This window comes from Nostoc sp. UHCC 0302 (genome assembly GCF_038096175.1).
Classification (GTDB): Bacteria; Cyanobacteriota; Cyanobacteriia; order Cyanobacteriales; family Nostocaceae; genus UHCC-0302.
The window spans coordinates 1842083-1860954 of the sequence record NZ_CP151099.1; the positions used below are offsets into that span (position 1 = coordinate 1842083).

At 39.8% G+C, this 18872-nt stretch carries 13 protein-coding genes and 1 tRNA gene; 10 read left to right on the top strand and 4 right to left on the bottom strand.

Going from position 1 to position 18872, the window contains the following annotated elements; translation table 11 throughout:
- Positions 1 to 293 precede the first annotated feature (293 nt).
- Positions 294 to 1382 (top strand): calcium/proton exchanger, encoded by a 1089-nt coding sequence (gene cax, locus WKK05_RS07665; protein ID WP_341529156.1) that lies wholly within the window; start codon positions 294 to 296, stop codon positions 1380 to 1382.
- A 550-nt stretch (positions 1383 to 1932) separates the two neighbouring features.
- Positions 1933 to 2484 (top strand): peptidoglycan-binding protein, encoded by a 552-nt coding sequence (locus WKK05_RS07670; protein WP_341529157.1) that lies wholly within the window; start codon positions 1933 to 1935, stop codon positions 2482 to 2484.
- Positions 2485 to 2605: 121 nt separating this feature from the next.
- Here WKK05_RS07670 and WKK05_RS07675 read toward each other — a convergent pair whose 3' ends face one another.
- Together WKK05_RS07675 and WKK05_RS07680 are read right to left on the bottom strand one after the other, a co-directional pair.
- Positions 2606 to 5026, bottom strand: a complete 2421-nt coding sequence (locus tag WKK05_RS07675; RefSeq protein WP_341529158.1) for a sucrose synthase — start codon at positions 5024 to 5026, stop codon at positions 2606 to 2608.
- Positions 5027 to 6175: 1149 nt separating this feature from the next.
- Positions 6176 to 6248 (bottom strand) — tRNA-His (locus WKK05_RS07680).
- A 115-nt stretch (positions 6249 to 6363) separates the two neighbouring features.
- Here WKK05_RS07680 and WKK05_RS07685 point away from each other — a divergent pair.
- From WKK05_RS07685 to cobA, 3 genes are all read left to right on the top strand, one after another.
- Positions 6364 to 6747 (top strand): DUF4359 domain-containing protein, encoded by a 384-nt coding sequence (locus WKK05_RS07685; RefSeq protein ID WP_341531043.1) that lies wholly within the window; start codon positions 6364 to 6366, stop codon positions 6745 to 6747.
- A 143-nt stretch (positions 6748 to 6890) separates the two neighbouring features.
- Entirely contained in the window at positions 6891 to 7658 is a 768-nt protein-coding gene (locus WKK05_RS07690; RefSeq protein ID WP_341529159.1) for a sirohydrochlorin chelatase, read from the top strand.
- Positions 7659 to 8438, top strand: a complete 780-nt coding sequence (cobA, locus tag WKK05_RS07695) for a uroporphyrinogen-III C-methyltransferase (protein WP_341529160.1) — start codon at positions 7659 to 7661, stop codon at positions 8436 to 8438.
- A 60-nt stretch (positions 8439 to 8498) separates the two neighbouring features.
- Here cobA and WKK05_RS07700 read toward each other — a convergent pair whose 3' ends face one another.
- Together WKK05_RS07700 and WKK05_RS07705 are read right to left on the bottom strand one after the other, a co-directional pair.
- Positions 8499 to 8876 carry a response regulator gene (locus WKK05_RS07700; protein ID WP_341529161.1) on the bottom strand — a complete coding sequence of 126 codons (378 nt, stop codon included), beginning with the start codon at positions 8874 to 8876 and terminating at the stop codon, positions 8499 to 8501.
- 55 nt (positions 8877 to 8931) lie between these two features.
- Positions 8932 to 10038, bottom strand: coding sequence for a response regulator (locus WKK05_RS07705; protein WP_341529162.1), 1107 nt, complete (start codon positions 10036 to 10038; stop codon positions 8932 to 8934).
- Positions 10039 to 11553: 1515 nt separating this feature from the next.
- Here WKK05_RS07705 and WKK05_RS07710 point away from each other — a divergent pair.
- The 5 genes from WKK05_RS07710 (at position 11554) to WKK05_RS07730 (ending at position 18735) form a co-directional block, all read left to right on the top strand.
- Complete coding sequence (locus WKK05_RS07710; protein WP_341529163.1) at positions 11554 to 15216, top strand: tetratricopeptide repeat protein; 3663 nt, start codon at positions 11554 to 11556, stop codon at positions 15214 to 15216.
- A gap of 47 nt (positions 15217 to 15263) precedes the next feature.
- The gene (locus WKK05_RS07715; RefSeq protein ID WP_341529164.1) at positions 15264 to 15683 is read left to right on the top strand and encodes a hypothetical protein; all 420 of its coding nucleotides are present in this window, start codon (positions 15264 to 15266) and stop codon (positions 15681 to 15683) included.
- A gap of 8 nt (positions 15684 to 15691) precedes the next feature.
- Positions 15692 to 17002, top strand: a complete 1311-nt coding sequence (locus WKK05_RS07720) for a hypothetical protein (RefSeq protein ID WP_341529165.1) — start codon at positions 15692 to 15694, stop codon at positions 17000 to 17002.
- A 63-nt stretch (positions 17003 to 17065) separates the two neighbouring features.
- Positions 17066 to 17803, top strand: coding sequence for a Uma2 family endonuclease (locus WKK05_RS07725; RefSeq protein WP_341531044.1), 738 nt, complete (start codon positions 17066 to 17068; stop codon positions 17801 to 17803).
- Positions 17797 to 18735 carry an RluA family pseudouridine synthase gene (locus tag WKK05_RS07730; protein WP_341531045.1) on the top strand — a complete coding sequence of 313 codons (939 nt, stop codon included), beginning with the start codon at positions 17797 to 17799 and terminating at the stop codon, positions 18733 to 18735. The genes WKK05_RS07725 and WKK05_RS07730 overlap by 7 nt, the downstream gene beginning before the upstream one ends.
- The last annotated feature ends 137 nt before the right edge of the window (positions 18736 to 18872 follow it).

Below are 18872 nucleotides of genomic sequence, written 5' to 3' on the forward strand. Positions count from 1 at the left end.
TGAATGGAACGAAAGATGGTTGAGAGTATCCTATGAGAGTGCTGTTGGACTGCTGAATTATGAGTTATGAGTTATGAGTTATGAATTAAAAACTTTGTGCAACTTAAGACTCATAACTTTCATACTTTACTCAGCAACACCAGTCACCCCAAGGGGGCTTCCCCCCTACAGTGCTGGCTCCTCAAGTCTCAGCGAGAACTCTAAGCTAAGCGCAAAGTCAGAGCCGCTCGTAGAGAGGCTAGAAGTTTGGTGACTCAAGACTCGCATAGGATACCCTCAAATTAAGGTAAAAAATGTCAGGTAAAAACATTCTTCTTTTCGTTTTGTTATTGTTTATTCCGGTTTCCTTAGCAGCCCACTTTTTGGAGTGGGGAGAGTTGATAGTTTTCATTACAGCTGGGCTAGCGATTCTGCCTTTAGCAGCTTGGATGGGTACAGCTACAGAAGAAATTGCCGTAGTAGTTGGGCCGTCATTGGGGGGCTTGTTAAATGCTACTTTTGGCAATGCTACAGAATTGATTATTGCTCTAGTAGCTTTAAAGGCTGGGTTAATAGATGTAGTCAAAGCCAGTATTACAGGATCAATTATTAGTAACTTACTACTAGTGATGGGTCTTTCGATGCTTTTGGGAGGACTGCGCTACAAAGAACAGACATTTCAACCAATTGTGGCGCGGGTAAATGCTGCTTCGATGAATTTGGCGGTGATTGCAATTCTGCTACCCACAGCCATGAACTATACGGCTAAAGGAATTACTCCACAAACTCTACAATACCTATCTATTGCTGTTGCGATCGTGTTAATCCTGGTTTATGCCCTAACGCTGCTATTTTCTATGAAAACACACACTTATTTATATGATGTAGGTGTTGCAGAGGCAGAGGCAGAAGAAAATCATGCCAAACCAAATATTGCCCTGTGGGTTGGCGTGCTGTTAGTATGTACCCTACTAGTGGCATTTGAGTCAGAAATACTGGTTGATTCTCTAGAGGTGGCGACATCTCAGCTAGGTTTGACGGCACTATTTACAGGGGTAATTTTAGTTCCTATTGTGGGTAATGCTGCTGAACACGCTACAGCCGTCACAGTAGCCATGAAAGATAAAATGGATCTTTCCGTTTCCGTGGCTGTGGGATCGAGTATGCAGATTGCCCTGTTTGTCGCTCCTGTGTTAGTGGTAGCGGGATGGATATTCGGCCAGCCAATGGATTTGGATTTCAAACCCTTTGAATTGGTAGCTGTGGCTGTGTCTGTGCTGATTGCAAATAGTATTAGTTCTGATGGTAAGTCTAACTGGTTGGAAGGCACGCTTTTATTAGCTGCCTACACAGTATTAGGGTTTGCCTTCTACTTCCATCCAGTTATGGATAGTGTGGGGTAGTTAGCATAGGGGCGATCGCTTGTAGCTTCATCGAAAGCGATCGCTTTTTTCTTGATTACAGCACATTTTATCTAATAAAAATTTTAGAACTCCCCTCTCAAGGGGGACAAATTTTCTTGAATCAAGAGTCTATCATTATCGGCAAATGCTGTATTGATGACTAGTTAAACAACTAATTTTGTGCATCTAGCAGTGTTTCCGCTACCAGTCTAAACATACTAAAAGCCGCATCAGCAGATAACTACGAGTCAAAGAGAATTAGGCAAATTTGCTTGATAGCATTCCCATGAGATCGCATAGTATGCTATTGTCTAAACCGTTGATTTGGGAGCAGTATTTGACATATTCATGGCTTGATTAAAGATAAAAAATATACAAAGCCTCATGAAATTGTTCTGGTTAAACTGTAGGAGGGAAGTAAATGTGATCATGTCTATTTATAGAAAAAAATTAGTGCATGATCTTATTAATTAGTTCGGTATGTATGATTACAGAATAGCAGCGTTTTTGTTCTTCAAAAGAAGCATTAGTCTTAGTAAAATGAAATGCCATGACTGAAATTAGCCTGTTAATTACGGGCGTATTAGTAACAAGACAATCATCTGAGCCCAATTTGCCAAAGCAGCAATTATTTCAGATGGAAAATGGCGTGCAACAGTCGAACCAAAGTCAGTTAGAGATAACTGCTGATGTAACAACACCTGAGTTTATCCAAGCAGATGGAAATTCCCAGACTGCTTTATCAGGGTTTACACTAGAGAAGGAAAGTAACAAAAAAATTAGGAAAAAGAATCAGCCCCTTAGCTCTTCGGACTTAACTGAATCTAAGAAGTATTCTCAATCCCTAGAACAAAACCGTGCAAAGGCTGTAGGACGATTTCAGAAGTTTAGCAGCCAACCTCTGCCAACACTGCATTTTGGAACTTCTGGTATTGCTGTTAGAGCCTTGCAACGGCTATTAGTCTCTAACGGTTATGCCATTCGGGTTGATGGGATTTTTGGAGCGCTGACAGAAACTGCTGTTAAATCTTTTCAAAACCAACGAGATTTAACAGTGGATGGAATAGTCGGTCAACGCACTTGGCGTGCGTTGACAGTTTAGTTATTTGTCATTTGTCTTTTGTCCTCTCTTACAAAGTTCTGAGCGCCGTAAGCCTGCGAGCAGACTTTGCGCTTTGTTCTTTGTAAATACAAATGACTATTGACAAATGACTAACGACTAATTACCGATACTTATGCTGCTCTAATAGCTGTTGCGCTCTTGGCTTGTAAATCAAATAGAACAAGGACTCAATATAGCGCATCAAATCCTCCCGATTTTCCTTCGAGGTAAAGTTCCAGAAGCCATAAATCCGTGCTAAAGATAGCAGCTTAGTAGTGTGAATTTTCCAAGTATAAGTGCTATAAACTCGCTCAATTGCTCGTTGGGAAATTTCATTCCAATACTTAGGATTCTGTTCGCATTTTGTGACAAAATCCACAATTTTTGTGGCTGTCTCCTCTAAATGTGTTGGGTTAATGTAAAAACCATTAACCTTATCTTGAATAATTTCCAGTGGGCCACCAAATTGTGTGGCAAAAGTTGGCAATCCTGAAACCATCGCTTCTAAAATTGTCAAACCAAAAGCTTCAAACAAAGCTGGTTGCACAAAAATTCCCTGATGGTCGGCAATAACTCGGTAAATTTCACCAGAATCTGTTTTAGATAGGCGTACACCTAGCCAGCGGATTTTGCCGTGAAGATTGTACTCGTCAATGATGTGGTAGAGTTTGATAATTTCGTCGCGTTCTTCGTTATCGCCTGATTCTTCGACGCGCAACTTACCCGCTACCAAAATTAAGTTGCAATGTTCTTGTAAGTCTTTACTTTGACCAAAGCATTCGGCTAAACCTGTAAGGTTTTTAATGCGATCAAGACGCGCCATTGAAAACAGAGGACGCTTGCTAGGATCGTCGAATTTGCCAAATATTTGGCTTGGATCTTCTAGGGTAAAGAGGGTTTCTGCAATACGTTGGCGATCGCTCTCTACTCTATCTTGATTCTGCGTGTAGGGGAAATAGTAATTTTCGTTTACCCCAGGCGGTACAACATTAAATTTGGGACTAAATAGTTCAATGCCATTTACCACATGGTACAACTCCGGCATGGTGAAGCACTTATAAGACTCATACTGTCCCACGCTATCCGGTGTACCTACAATTTCTTGATAGGTGCTGCTGATGACAAAATTGGCGGCATTCATTGCAATCAAATCAGCAGTGAATTGCAATGAAAAATGATATTTCTCTTCCAACTCTTGCCAGTAGAGGTTACTGAACAAGTATTTAGATTTTTCCAACGCGTGGGCGACATTACACTGGGTCACTTTCATGCGTCGTGCTAACAAAAACGCTACTAAATTCCCATCAGTATAATTCCCAACAATTAAGTCGGGTCTACCTTGGAATTCTGCTAGCAGTTCTCTTTCAGAGTCAACAGCAAAAGTTTCTAGATAAGGCCAAAACTCAAACCGGGAAATCCAGTTTTGAGTCATGTTTGGATTAAATTCTCGCAAAGGTACTCGCAAAATCCAGGCATTTTCAGTGCCGTGGACTTTTTCCAAACGTTGATTACACAGAGTACCATCACTATTAGGAATGAGGCGAGAGAGAATAATCACTTTTGGTTCGACGTTCAATCTCTCTAACCCAGCAAGCTGCGCGTCTTCTTGCAGTTGCTTTTCTAAACTCTTAGCTTGGTCAAGGACGTACACCACTTGACCACCAGTATCAGGACGTCCCAAAACGCCTTCTTGCCCAAACCAACCGTGCGCCGACACTAGGACGATTCTAAAAATCATCGGCACGCGAGAAATGAAAGCTTCTAGTGTTTGCGGATCGGGAGAGTCGATCAATTCATCGAGAATATTTAAGGTATCTCGCACCCGCGCCGCTGTATTACCCCAACCCGGTTCAAAACCCATTGATTGCAGTTGAAACCGGAATTCATCATAGGATTCATCATTGGCGCGATCATTAACAAAAGCTATGGCTTTTTTAACTTGATCAGAAAGCTGTTGCTGTGTTTGAATGCGATCGTTAACTAGCAACTGGACACCATTGTAGTGGTGCAGGCGTAAGAAATTTAGTAAACTATCTAGCAATTGTTTGGAGTCTTGAAAGATTTTGCTAGATAGATAGCGGTTGAGAAATTGTACCCCTTTCCCAATATTTTTGGGGTCGCGAATCACTGGGGTATAGTCATAAAATGGCCCGAAGTCCAACTCTAAGAGGTCGCCTTCGTTGGGATGATATTTGTTCACCAAGCGATCGCGCAGATCCAGTAAATCTTGCACCGTCATTGGCTCAATACTCAAGTCTGACGTCAGCCAATAAACTTCTTGACTGGCAATCTTAGAACGGATAATAAAACAGAAGTTTGGTTCCTCTTGAATAATTTCTTGAGTATAGTAAATTAGCTTGCTTAAGTCAGAAGAACTACGAAACGCCTCAGATTTCTGGTATTTTGAGCAATACTCACTATATACATTCAGGATGTCGTTCCGCAGCAAGTATTTCTTGTCCTGCTGGCGTAATTCACTAATGAAGGAACGTAAATCACTTTTTTCTTCACTATCTAAGACTGCTTGGAGCAATTCAGACATGGTAACTCCACTAGACGACAATTTTGTTTTATATTGTTGAGTTTCCAGGTAGAAAAATTCAGCCTCTACCTTTTACTGCACAACTGACAAACACGAATTTACACAGATAAATCATATTTACCTGTGTACCCTAAAGCTAACTGCTTTTCAGCAGACACTCACATCGTGTTCTTCTTTACTTAAACTATCTGTAACTCAGTATTTTTGACTCTAACTAAGGGAATACAATTTTTGTTTCTTATGATAGAGGTTGATAAATAGGAGACATAAAGTTGCCGAGGACGAAGCCTATCTAGCCTTTAATTCCTTGATGTTATATCTACTGTATCGCTTCTTTGCGTGTATTCTATTACCAGAAAATTAATAATGTCAAACTTTCCTGTCCTCCTCGATAGCACTTGTAAGACAGTACTTATTTTTGTAAATATTTTAGAATGTTAGCACTCATTTTTTTAGAGGTGTAAATAAAAAATTCTGCTATGTTAAGATTGCTCATAACCTAATGAATTAAAGGATGTAACATTAGGATTTCTATTTTTTATTTCCCAAATAGTGAAACAAAATTTAATTAGTTTAAGTTAAATATAACTATCAGGTAAATTTAAATAAATTAAAATTAATTTTTAATTAAATCTTAAATAATTATAAGTAGCAATAGTTATAATGTCAGCAATAGTTGTTTAAATCGGGTCGATTTATATGGCTGACAATACACCAAAATTAACAGCTCCTGACCACAGTATAGGCAACATTATGATTATCACCTTCCTTGCCTTCTGTGGGCTGACTTTTATTTTTCTTTTAGGTCTTTTCTAACAGTCAATATGCGTTCAAAACTCCTTTGGAAGCAGGTTATAGTTAATCTGCTTCCATTATTCATGCTCTAGCAGGAGAATGGAGAATTGGAAATCCTCCTATTGCTAAATTAACCAATAGACAACATTCAAGCTTTACTAACTAATAGGAGTTGGAATAGAAAGCTTTATCCAAATTAGTAAAGTAGATTTGCTTATATACATCTAATTATATATAAGCTAGTCTAATAGACGGGTCTTTTACTACTTTTTTAGGTTAATTAAGCTGGAAGTAACAGCTATGCCTTTCATAAAGACAAACGTAGACTATGAAAATATGTAAATTATTATACAGGGCGAACGATGGGGATCGAACCCACGAATGGTGGTACCACAAACCACTGCCTTAACCACTTGGCTACGCTCGCCATTCAACAATTTGAATTATAGCAATTTTTGGAAAAGCGATCAAGAGTTTTTGTTCAAGGAACGGACTTAATTGATTTAAAGTCTAACGAGTATAGCGAACCTTACTTGGTAAACATGAAACCCTCAACCATCATCGCATATGTTGGAGCAGCAGGACTCGTCGCCTTGGGTGTGACAATGGCGAAAACAAATCCCAGTCAGGCTGGATATGAGGAGTATGCAGTCCAACGCCTGACAAAATACTTAAAAAACGATGTATGTATAAAAACAACGAATTTTATAGAAAATTTAATAAAATTCAATTGCGGAAAGTTAGTTGATTCGGCGAACCCGCAAATCCAAGAAGTTATAGCCAGAACCACAGAAAGACAAAATTACATTATTTTTAGTATCTACCGTACAGATTTAAAACTAAATTCTTGGATACCTTCTTACAGATTTGAAACGGTGGGAGCATTTGATCAATTTTATACTTACAAGGCCACTGAGCAAAAATAAGGTCAGGAGTAGAGACACGATTATACTCTTACGAGAAGCCGCTCTTCAAGCGTCTACGCGTCTGTACAGGAGTTAATTATTCTTCCCTACTCCCTTTCTTTTGTAAGATAAAACAATACCAAGTAAAAGTTAAAGTCTTGCCAATGCCATCTGCGTATCTGCTGGTATCTCATGGAAGTCGCGATCCGCGTCCCGAAATTGCTATGCAGCAGCTAGCAGAGCTATTACGTTGCATACTGCAAAGCGAGTTCGATAAAAACCCCAACCAAGCAGCTATTGCTGATAAGGTGGTATCTCGATTAAGTTACGAAAAGCTCGTAGGTGTAGCTTATTTGGAAATGAGTTCTGAGCCGTTACACGAGCAGATTAAACAATTTGCTAAGAGCGTTGGTTGTGAGTGTAATTGTGTAAAAATTATACCGTTATTTCTGCTGCCAGGAGTTCATGCGATGACAGATATTCCGGCAGAAGTAGTACTAGCACAACAGGCTCTTGGGCAAAATATGATCATTGAGCTACAACCATATTTAGGTAGTCACCCAAATTTAGAAAAATTGCTGGCAAAATCATTGGCTACTATAAAAGCAGAAGCCCGGATTCTATTAGCTCATGGTAGCCGTCGCCTTAAATCTCAAGAACCAGTAGAAGCAATGGCGAAAAGTCTGGGAGCAGTTGCTGCTTATTGGGCTGGACCTCCTAGTTTAGAATTACGAGTGAAAGAGTTTGTAGGCGCTGGCTATAGGGAAATTGCAATTTTGCCATATTTTCTATTCGTAGGTGGAATAACTGATGCGATCGCTCAGTCAATAGAGGAGCTAAAATTACAGTTTCCGGCGGTGACTTTCCAACTGGCGCAACCTCTGGGAGCGAGTAGAGAATTAGCCCAGCTAATCTGGGATTTATGTAGATAGATGAGCCGCACACTAATAGAGAGGGAAAAGTATTTGGGAAAGGTTTATTTAGTTGGTGCGGGGCCAGGAGATCCAGGATTAATTACCCTGAAGGCAAAAGGTTTGTTGGAATGTGCAGATGTCGTCATTTATGATGCCTTAGTAAGTCCAGCAATTTTGGCGATGATTAATCCCCAAGCAGAGCAAATTAATGCTGGCAAGCGCATGGGTAGACATTCGCTATTACAGGAAGAAACTACTCAACTGCTAATTGATAAAGCTCAGGATAATGCCATTGTGGTGCGGCTTAAGGGCGGTGATCCGTTTATCTTTGGTCGTGGTGGTGAAGAGATGGCAGAATTGGTAAAAGCTGGAATTCCTGTAGAAGTTGTGCCAGGTATCACATCGGGAATTGCGGCGGCGGCGTATGCAGGTATTCCGTTGACGCATCGGCTATATAGCTCTTCAGTAACCTTTGTTACGGGACATGAAGCCGCAGGTAAGTATAAACCGATAGTAAATTGGAATGCGATCGCCCACGGTTCTGAAACGATTGTGATTTACATGGGAATTCACAATTTGCCTTACATTGTAGAACAGTTAACTACAGCTGGGTTGAGTTTAGAAACGCCGATTGGTTTAGTTCGCTGGGGTACACGCCCAGAACAAGAAGAATTGATTGGGACTTTAAAGACAATTGTCGAACAAGTAGAGCATACCAGATTTGGTGCGCCTGCGATCGCAGTAATCGGATCAGTAGTGAAAATGCACGAAATACTTTCTGGTTGTCGTCCAGTTTGATAGTTAGCGCAGATGGGACAAGTTTGGTGAAGCGTATTTGTCCAATGTAAAATCAAAAATTTAAATAGCTACTGATTGAATCACACTCAGTAGCTCTTCCAGTGTGTAAGGCTTACTTATGTATGCGTCAGCACCTTGCTTTCTTGCCCACAAGTGATGGATTGCCTGATTTTTAGTACTACAAATTACAATCCGCACTTTATGATGAGTTGAATGACTTTTTAGGAAGCGACACAGTTCAAATCCACTCATTCCTGGCATTACAACATCAGTAACAATCGCATCTGGTTTCTCTTCTAAGACTATTTCAAGAGCTTCTTTAGCATTAGTAGCTTTGATAATGTTGTAACCATGCTCTGTAAGATAATGTCTGATTAATTCCAATTCATTGTGAGGATATTCTACAACCAGAATAGTACCAAGCCAAGTAATACTCAACCTGAAATCTCCAAAAAAATAAGTTGGTTAAGTCTAGGATTTGGTTTATTGGAAATTAAACAATATGTTGAAATATTACTTTTAGTAAATCCCCTTGTGTAAAAGGCTTCGTCAAAAATCCTGACGCTCTAACCATCCTAGCTTTAGCTCTATCTACAAAACTTGTTTTTCCTGACACCATAATTACAGGAGTGTTTTTAAAATAAGTGTGTTTACGTAGCAAAGAGCATAACTCATACCCATCTAAGTCAGGCATAGAAATATCCAACAAAATTAAATCTGGTTTTGTGCGAATAATTTTCATTAAAGCTTGCAAAGAATCGGTAACTCCCACAACCGAAAACATTTGCTCATCTAAAAAGCTTTTGATAGAAGTCAAAACCGTCGGGCTATCATCAATACAAAAGATTGTGTAGAGTTTTTTCTCAGCAGGTAGCGGTATGGTTTGCTGCCTACTATTGTCTACAGTACTAATGTTCTCAGTTAAAATACCATTAGAGTATGTCACTGATTGATTGCCTTTATTTAGATTAGGCAACTTTACCGCAGGTTGGGTTTGAGATTGTGACTGGTTTGTCTGCAAAGATTCGGAGAGGTGCGCTGGAGAAAATGGCGATGTCTCAGGATAAGCTGCGTCGCATCTAGACGTTTGACACCTTTCAACGAGTAAACGAAGATTCAGATGACAGAATTTTGGCATATCATCCAAAAAGCTTTCGGGAATAAATTCATAACTCCCCTCTTCTAACCTCAAAAATGACTCTAGAACTTCTAGTGCTAATTGCTCAATCAGTGCCGCAGCTTGAGATGGACTAATATATTTCTGATCAACTAACCAGCAAATGGCCAGATAATCTGGATTTGGGATGGCTTGATTTTCAATACCCGTTTCAAATATTGCCCGTAACTGTTCATGAATTCCGCGAGGTAGGGTAGAGACTTGCTGACTCAAGCGCTGCAAGTTCCTGTAAAGCGGTTCAAACATTTTTTCTGAGTAGCAGGCGTAAATCAGCTTACCTTCGTCTATGTATATTGACCAAGAACCTGACGCGCTGAAGACTTGCAAACAACCAGTAACAGTCTTACCAGTGATTTTTTTCAACAGAGATAGGGGCTGGATTTTTTGAAAAAATCTATATCTACTTATAGGGAGTGTCTTCATCGGGACGTTTTTGCAATAAGATTAATATTTGTTTGTAGGCGAAATCGGTGAATACCTTTTGGGAATTCACTGCGACATTGTAGGAGGTACGTCAATTAAATATAGCGGTCACATTTAAGTTAGTACAGAGATTCCACACCCCTCATCGCCTAATTCCCCAATCTCTGTTAAGCTAGAATGCACAAATTAGAACTCGACCTCAGCCACTATTGCTTACCGAATAGCAAAATGACCTAATTGGCTGCCAAGAAATAGTATTTCAACAATCAGATTGATTTTCTGTATCTTTCGCTAATCTGATTGCTCTAGCAGAAACTCAACTACTAAACTAGAGTAATGTATCTAGCCGATGTAGCGCGAAAACTTTCCATATGAGGTGATTTTGGTGTTTGGCGATGTGAGATTACACTCAGTTATTAGCGTAAAAGTGGTGCGCTTTGTAAGCTGATGTGCTTTGAACTTGCATATAGACTAATTGTAATTAACATCGTATTTGGTTAAAGAACAGGAAGTTAATCCCTCTTTTGATTAACCCAAACGCGCAAATTAAATGCTTAGTAGCTTATACACTTTCTTCAAGGTAGCTGAGATAAAATAAAAGTATCTGTCGCTACCAAGTTGTTATATAGCGTTTCCAACTCCAGTGAGGTACAAAATAACCCCTCCCCAACCCTCCCCTTGGTAAGGGGAGGGTGCGTGACAGCGCGGGTGGGGTGTATTTCATGTGCCTGAGAATTTCTATATAGTTCAAGGTCTTACCCAAGTTTTAGATTGTAGAGCTTTTCTTTACAAGGCTTGAGCAATAAGAACTAGGAAACTCTAATTAGCAGTGAGTCAACAGATAATTGATGTAGTGATGGTGTGTAGTGATATACAAAAACAACCGACTCAGCAAAAGGTAATCTGTTCATAAGTAGTGGAAACACGCTCTAGATTTGTGTGGCGATGAAATAGTAGCCCTGCACACTTTTGAGTGACAAATTCTTAAATTTGTAGTGAAATTAAATTATAGTGCATATCTAAAAATAACTATTTTTTAGATAAATGGTAGATGGTAAATTACTTACCTACTAAAATTCAGGTTACTATAAATTTAAACTAAAACTAAAAATAATCTGTAAAATTCAAGATAAATAATTAAAGAAAATATAAATATCCAATTGATACACTGGCTCAGAAAATTATCGTAAATGTTTATTTTTTAGCTGTCCGGTTAGACTAAAAATGTACAGAATAGTGTGTTTTTATATGTTAATTAGATTACATCTAAAAAATTATTAATTATTTGTTACTAGTAATTTACTACAAGAACTTAAAGTTTTAAAAGCGACAGATAAAAATAAATATAGTATTTGAAATTTTCTAATAAAAGTAGAAACGCTAAATTTTACACTTGTACATTAAAAGCTAGAGTAAATTTGACTTATTGTGTTGACGAAGGCATTGTATCAAGAAATGCTGCCCTACCTTGTGTATAAGTAATAATAGTAACTAATGCGTTCCTAATCTAGAAAAATGACCCCAAACGCCAACGCACAAGTTTTACTTGAACAAGGACATGATCAACTGGATCGGGGAAATTACCAAGCAGCTTTCGAGATTTTTCACCAAGCGGCTTTATTAGAACCGCAAAACCCGCAGGTATTGTATGGGTTGGGTTTAACTTGCGATCGCCTAGAACAATATCAAGAGGCATTAGTACACCTGAACCAAGCTTTGACAATTCAACCAAATTACATTTTGGCATTGGCGCGGCGGGGTTTGGTTTATCAAAAACTTAAGCAAACGCAGGAAGCACAAGTAGATTTTGAGCAAGCGATCGCACTTACCCCGCAAGATGCAGAAGATTGGCGAGGTAGAGGTATTGCACTGGATGAATTGGGGCGATATGAAGATGCGATCGTATCTTACAATGAAGCCATAGAAATCAAACCAGACGATCACTCAGCTTGGTACAACCGGGGAATTACGCTGGGTAATCTGGGGCGATATGAGGAAGCGATCGTATCCTACGATAAAGCCATAGAAATCAAACCAGACGACTACTTAGCTTGGAACAGAAGAGGTGCTATCTTATGTGACTTCCTAAAAAAATACGAGGAAGCGCTTGCATCCTTTGACACAGCTATAGAATCTAAACCAGACGACCACGATGCTTGGTACAGCCGTGGAAATGCACTGTATCATTTGGGACGATACGAAGAAGCGATCATATCTTACGACAAAGCCATAGAAATGGAACCAGACTACTACTGGGCTTGGAACAACAGGGGAACTGCGCTGGCTAATTTGGGGCGATATGAAGATGCACTAGCATCCTACGACAAAGCCGTAGAATTCAAACCAGACGACTACTCAGCTTGCAACAATCGGGGACTTGCGCTGGCTAATTTGGGACGACATGAAGATGCACTAGCATCCTACGACAAAGCCATAGAATTCAAACTAGACGACTACTCAGCTTGGAACAACCGGGGAACTGCGCTGGCTAATTTGGGGCGATATGAAGATGCACTAGCATCCTACGACAAAGCCATAGAATTCAAACCAGACGACCATGATGCTTGGTTCATGCGGGGACTTGCGCTGGCTAATTTGGGGCGATATGAAGATGCATTTGTATCTTATGACAAAGCCATAGAATTCAAACTAGACGACTACTCAGCTTGGAACAACCGGGGAACTGCGCTGGCTAATTTGGGGCGATATGAAGATGCACTAGCATCCTACGACAAAGCCATAGAATTCAAACCAGACGACCATGATGCTTGGTTCATGCGGGGACTTGCGCTGGCTAATTTGGGGCGATATGAAGATGCACTTGTATCCTACGACAAAGCCATAGAAATCAAACCAGACGACCACTATGCTTGGTTGTATAGGGGGGTTACGCTGTATAATTTAGGACAATATGAAGAAGCATTAGTATCCTACGACAAAGCCATAGAAATCAAGCCAGACGACCATTATGCTTGGTGTTACCAAGGGATTGCGCTGAGTAAATTGGGGCGAGATGAGGAAGCACTTGCATCCTACGACAAAGCTATAGAAATCAAGCCAGATTCCCACGGAACTTGGTTATGTAGGGGAATTGCGCTGAGTAAATTGGGGCGAGATGAGGAAGCACTTGCATCCTACGACAAAGCCATAGAAATTAAACCAGATGACTACGGAATTTGGAGCAACCGAGGAAATACGCTGAAGGAATTGGGGCGATATGAACAAGCACTAGTATCCTACGACAAAGCCATAGAAATCAAACCAGACGACCACATAGCTTGGTATCAACAGGGTGTGATTCTTTGTGATTTTTTAGGACGTTATCCAGAAGCGATCGCCAACTTTGATCAAGTTCTTTTTCTCACAGATAAGCAATTTTGGCAAGCTTGGGATAGTCGAAGTGTAGCATTGAGTAAATCAGGAAATATCAAAGCTGCTATTGAAACTTTGAATAATGGTATAAAGGTGCTGCGACCCCAAGCTCCTGACTTTGAAAAAGGTTGCGGGGAGTTGCATCGTCACAAAGGTAAAACCTTATATAACTACGGAAAGAAGCAACTTGACCCTTTCCCAGACTGGTTCGCAGCCAAAACCAGCTATGAGCAAGCCCTCAATTTCCTGAGTTTTGAAAACTTTCCTCAGCAACATTTGCAAATTCTGGAAGAATTGTTGCAAGTGTGTTCTGCTTTAGGTGACACTCAGACATTGCAGAGAAAGCGAGAAGAGGCGACGCAGCGAGTAGAAGAATTAGTAGGAAAGTGTCAATCTAAAGGACAAGAAATCAGTCTCAGACGCAAATTTGCTGCTTTTGACCAATTGCGCGTAGATATTCACCTCAAGTCACCAAATAAACAGCAACACATCGAAGCTTTAGAATTAGCCGAAGCGCGGAAAAATACTTGTCTTGCTTGGCTGCGGGAAGGTTGGGATTATCAGCCGTCCAACTTTAAATACCAGGATATGCAAAGACTGCTTAATTCTAAAACTGCGGCAGTATACTGGCACATTAGCCCCAATGCCATTACCACTTTTATTATCAAACATAATCAGCCGCCTTTAGTGCTGCAATCAAAATTACCACCCGAATTTAAAAAGCAAGAATGTCATCGTCATCTTCATCAACTCCGGTCTTTCCAAACATGGATGGAAGAATGGAAACAAGCTTATCAAGATTACTGTCAGGGAAATTATTCAGGTACAGCGAAAGAAACAGCCCCTTGGCGGCAGAATATGGAATTGATGTTGCAAAATAAACTCCGCAACATTTTAGAAATCGACCGTATTGGAAAAGAGCTCAAGGATATTGACCACTTAATATTAATTCCCCACCGAGAATTACACCTACTACCCCTCGATTACCTGTTTCCAGGACGCTTCACTATTACATATTTGCCAAGTTTCCATATTGGTTTCAAGCTATTATTGCAAGAATCATCATTGCTACAAAAATATGCTCCTGAAAACATCGTGAACGTAGCAGCTAGAGAGTTACCTTTTGCTGCTATTGAATCGGCTGCACTTTCTTCACTGTATCCAGATAATAACCCATTGCGATCGCCTGTTAGACAAGAAGAACTAATCACAGCTTTACGCAATAATGGGAGTTTGTTCCATTTTGCTGGTCATGCTGACCATATCCCAGAAAATCCGCGTGAGTCATTTTTGCTGTTAACGAATTCTGAGCAATTGACATTGGGCAATATAGTTGATGATGACCAATTAGACTTACAAAAATATGAACTAATTTGCCTTTCCGCGTGCGAAACCGGAATTACTAGTTCCGAAACTTTGACTGATGAATATGTCGGCTTGGTAAGTGGATTTCTTGCCAAAGGTGCGAACTATGTTCTTAGTAGCCTGTGGCGAGTAGATGAACGGTCTAGCGCTCTGTTAATAATTAAATTTTATCAGTTATTTAAGCAAGGAAAATCTCCGGCTACTGCACTAAAGGAAGCTAAAGACTGGTTACGTGTTTTGATCTATCAAGATTTAGCTAAATGGTATCAGGAATTAGCAAAGGAATTGCCAAGGTACAATAATAAATTTATCGCTTTTTTGAAAACCGAGGTAGAAAACATTCAAAATAACCGCAATAAGCTGGAATCAAGCGAACCTCCCTTTGCACATCCTTATCATTGGGCTGGTTTTATCATCACTGGTAAGCCTGTTTTCAACTAGGTTTGCTAATGCTACTCTAAAATTATTTACACTACTCCATAAATGTTATGCTCGACGCACTAGATAAAATCACTCTTGGCGCATTTTTAATAGCTTTGTCTGAATTAAATGCATTACCAACACCATTACAACAGAAAATCAATGATGTTGGTCAAAAGTATGCACAACAAGGTGATGCTGCCATATCAGACTTAGAAAAATTGGCAGAGAATAATTTAATAAAAGCACTGTATGAGCAGGCACGACGAAATATTCAAGGAAGATATGAAACGAAAGAACTCAATAGATACTATGACCCAGATAACCAAGTTCAACCTACAGTTACTCACCCAGATGCTATTGATAATATTGTAGTTACTATTCCCCTAGATCCCTTGGAAATCCTAGCGATTAAAATTCTGATTTCTGCTGATTCTTGTATAGAAGCTAAAAGATATAAACGAGAGATAGAAAATTTGTTGGGCTGATAATTTTAATGAATCAAATAGAGTATCTTAATCTAGATTTATTTATTTACAATATCACAGAAGGACTGCCACGAAATCAAAATGGCGTACCTAATACTTACGAAAATTATTGGTTAAATATCTTAGAGTCAGAACTTAAAAGCAAAAACTTATCTACGGAAATAAAAACTAATAACTCCAAATGGCGAACTTTCAAAAATACAACAACAGCTTCTGTTCCTGTCACAGGTCATTATATTTGGGAGAAATTATATGATGATAGTGATTGCCTGTGGTTTAAATGTGATATTGATCAGAAAATAGAATTAACTGATATAGCATCGAAAGTAGGTGAACTCAAAAATAATCTGGTATTGCCGCAAGTAAATCCAGATATACAACCGTTTCCTAGTTATTTTGGACAAACTTGGATGGTATCAGGCTGGGGATTCCCAGCTAATAGCCCAATTCCAGATCAGGAAAATTTAGCTGGTCAAATTTATAAAGAATTAATCAAAAAAGAACATCAACATAAAGAATTAGGAAATTTTTTAGGCTCTACTATTTTGGAAATGTGGCGTGGTTCTGAGAAGTGGGAAGGAATTGAAAAAGACAGTCATGTATTAATAATTCTCTATCCTGATGAAGCTGCGTGTATTAATGGTGCTAGATATTATAATAGTTGGCGTGATTTATTTTGCTGTAGAAACAAGATTATTTGGGCTTATGAGCAAGGTAAAAAGCTTAAACAATCGCTTTTAAAAGAATACAAAAAGAGTGTAATAGATAATACAAGTTTACCTAACTTATCACAAAAAGATTTGTTAGAGCTAAAAAACGAATTACAAAAAAACATTGATAAAATGAGTAGCTATGTTCAAAATATAAATTTGCTGGCTACTCAACAGCATACTGTAGAAGTAAATTTAACAAACTATAAAAAACTATTAGATGCATACTTTTTAAAAAATAAACTGTTGAAAAACTTCAGCAACATAGTTGAAAAGACATATAAAGTCCAGTTAGAAAAAGACTATTTGAGTTTGAATCCAGGATTAGCAGTACTGGAAAATATTACTACTACTATTCGCGGCATGGTAGAACTGGAACAGGCACAACGCGATCGCAATCTCAACAATACTGTAGCGATCGTCGGTGTAGGATTAGCCACCAGTCAAATCGCGTCTTCTATAATTATTGCCCAAGAGCCGCCACCCCAATACTTACCATTTTTTAAAACTACGGCTTTTTGGTGGAGTCTTGCAACTGGTATAGTTGCAAGTCTAATCTTTTGGAGTATCCTGCGTTTATATTCTTTGATATCTCGCTTTCGCCGCTAAATTTTTCCCCCCTGGTAATTCGTTAAAATTGAGAATGCTACCCATCGCATGGGAATCACCAAAATGGTCACACAGTTACCATCTTCCAGCCAAAAAGACATCATCTACCCCGACAGTGACGGACAACCAATGGCAGATAATACCAAGCAGTTTGAATTAATTGTCTGGATTAAAGATAATTTAGAACTGCTATTTGCCAACGATAATAATGTGTTTGTTGCTGGGGATTTATTGTGGTACGCGGTGGAAGGTGATAACAAACTGCGCCAAGCTCCCGACGTGATGGTAGTATTTGGGAGACCTAAAGGATATCGAGGTTCTTATCAACAGTGGTTTGAAGAAAATATTTCCCCGCAAGTGGTGTTTGAAATTTGGTCGCCAGGAAACCGCATCTCCCAAATGGCAAAGAAATTTGAGTTTTATGAGCGCCACGGCGTAGAAGAATATTACTTATATGAACCGGATGTTGTAGACTTAACAGGTTGGCATCGTCGTAACTCCAAATTAGAAGTTATTGACCAAATGGCAGGTTGGGTGAGTCCTAGATTGGGGATACGCTTTGAATTATCTGAAGAAGAACTGCAAATTTACCGTCCAGATGGACAGCGCTTTCTCAACTATCTAGAATTAGACCAACTACGACAGCAAGAAAGACAACGAGCAGATCAAGCTGAAGCCACAGCCGAACAAGAACGTCAACGCGCAGAACAAGAACGTCAACGCGCAGAACAAGCGGAAATTCAACTAGAAGCACTCCGCGCTTTACTTAAAGAACGGGGAATTAATCCAGAGAAATTGTGACGGAATTTAATTTACAAGTCGAAGAAAATAGCGCTCGCCTTGATCGTTACCTTGCTGAAAAATTACCAGATTTATCCCGTTCTCGCATCCAACAGTTAATCGAACAGGGTAATGTTCAATTAAACAGCAAAGTCTGCACATCTAAGAAGATAAATATTAAAGCAGGCGATCGCATCACTTTAGAAATACCAGAAGCGCAACCCTTAGAACTGCAAGCAGAAGATATCCCTTTAGATATCCTTTACGAAGACGACCAGTTACTCATTCTCAATAAACCCGCAGGCTTGGTTGTTCATCCTGCTCCCGGCCATTATGATGGCACTTTAGTCAATGCTTTGTTGGCACACTGTCCTAACTTACCAGGAATTGGCGGAGTCCAACGTCCAGGAATTGTGCATCGTTTGGATAAGGATACCACAGGAGCGATCGCTATTGCCAAAACAGATATTGCCTATCAAAGTTTACAAGCACAACTCCAAGCAAAAACCGCACGACGAGAATACTTAGGCGTGGTTTACGGTGCGCCGAAAACCGAAAGTGGCACTATAGACTTACCCATTGGCCGCAATCCACAAGACCGCAAAAAAATGGCTATTGTACCCGTTGAACAAGGTGGACGAGTAGCCGTCACTCATTGGCAAGTACTAAAACGCTTGGGTAACTACACATTAATCCATTTCCAATTAGAAACTGGACGCACCCATCAAATTCGCATCCACAGCACCAAAATAGGTCATCCAATTGTCGGCGACCCTGTTTATGGTTCTGGTCGTTCGCTAGGCGTAAATTTGCCTGGTCAAGCACTCCATGCTTGGCGATTAAAGTTGCAGCATCCGGTATCAGGGGATTTGATTGAGGTGACAGCTCCTCCTCCCGTTACATTTACAAAGCTATTAGAAGTATTGCAAAGACGAATTGCACCGCCAAAGTAATGGTTTGTCAAGAGTCAAGAGTCAAGAGTCAAGAGTCAAGGGTCAAAAGTCAAGGGTCAAAAATTATATCTGTCTTCTTTGCCCCCTGCTTCCCCTGCTTCCCCTGCTTCCCCTGCCCCATGCCCAACAACTAGCGT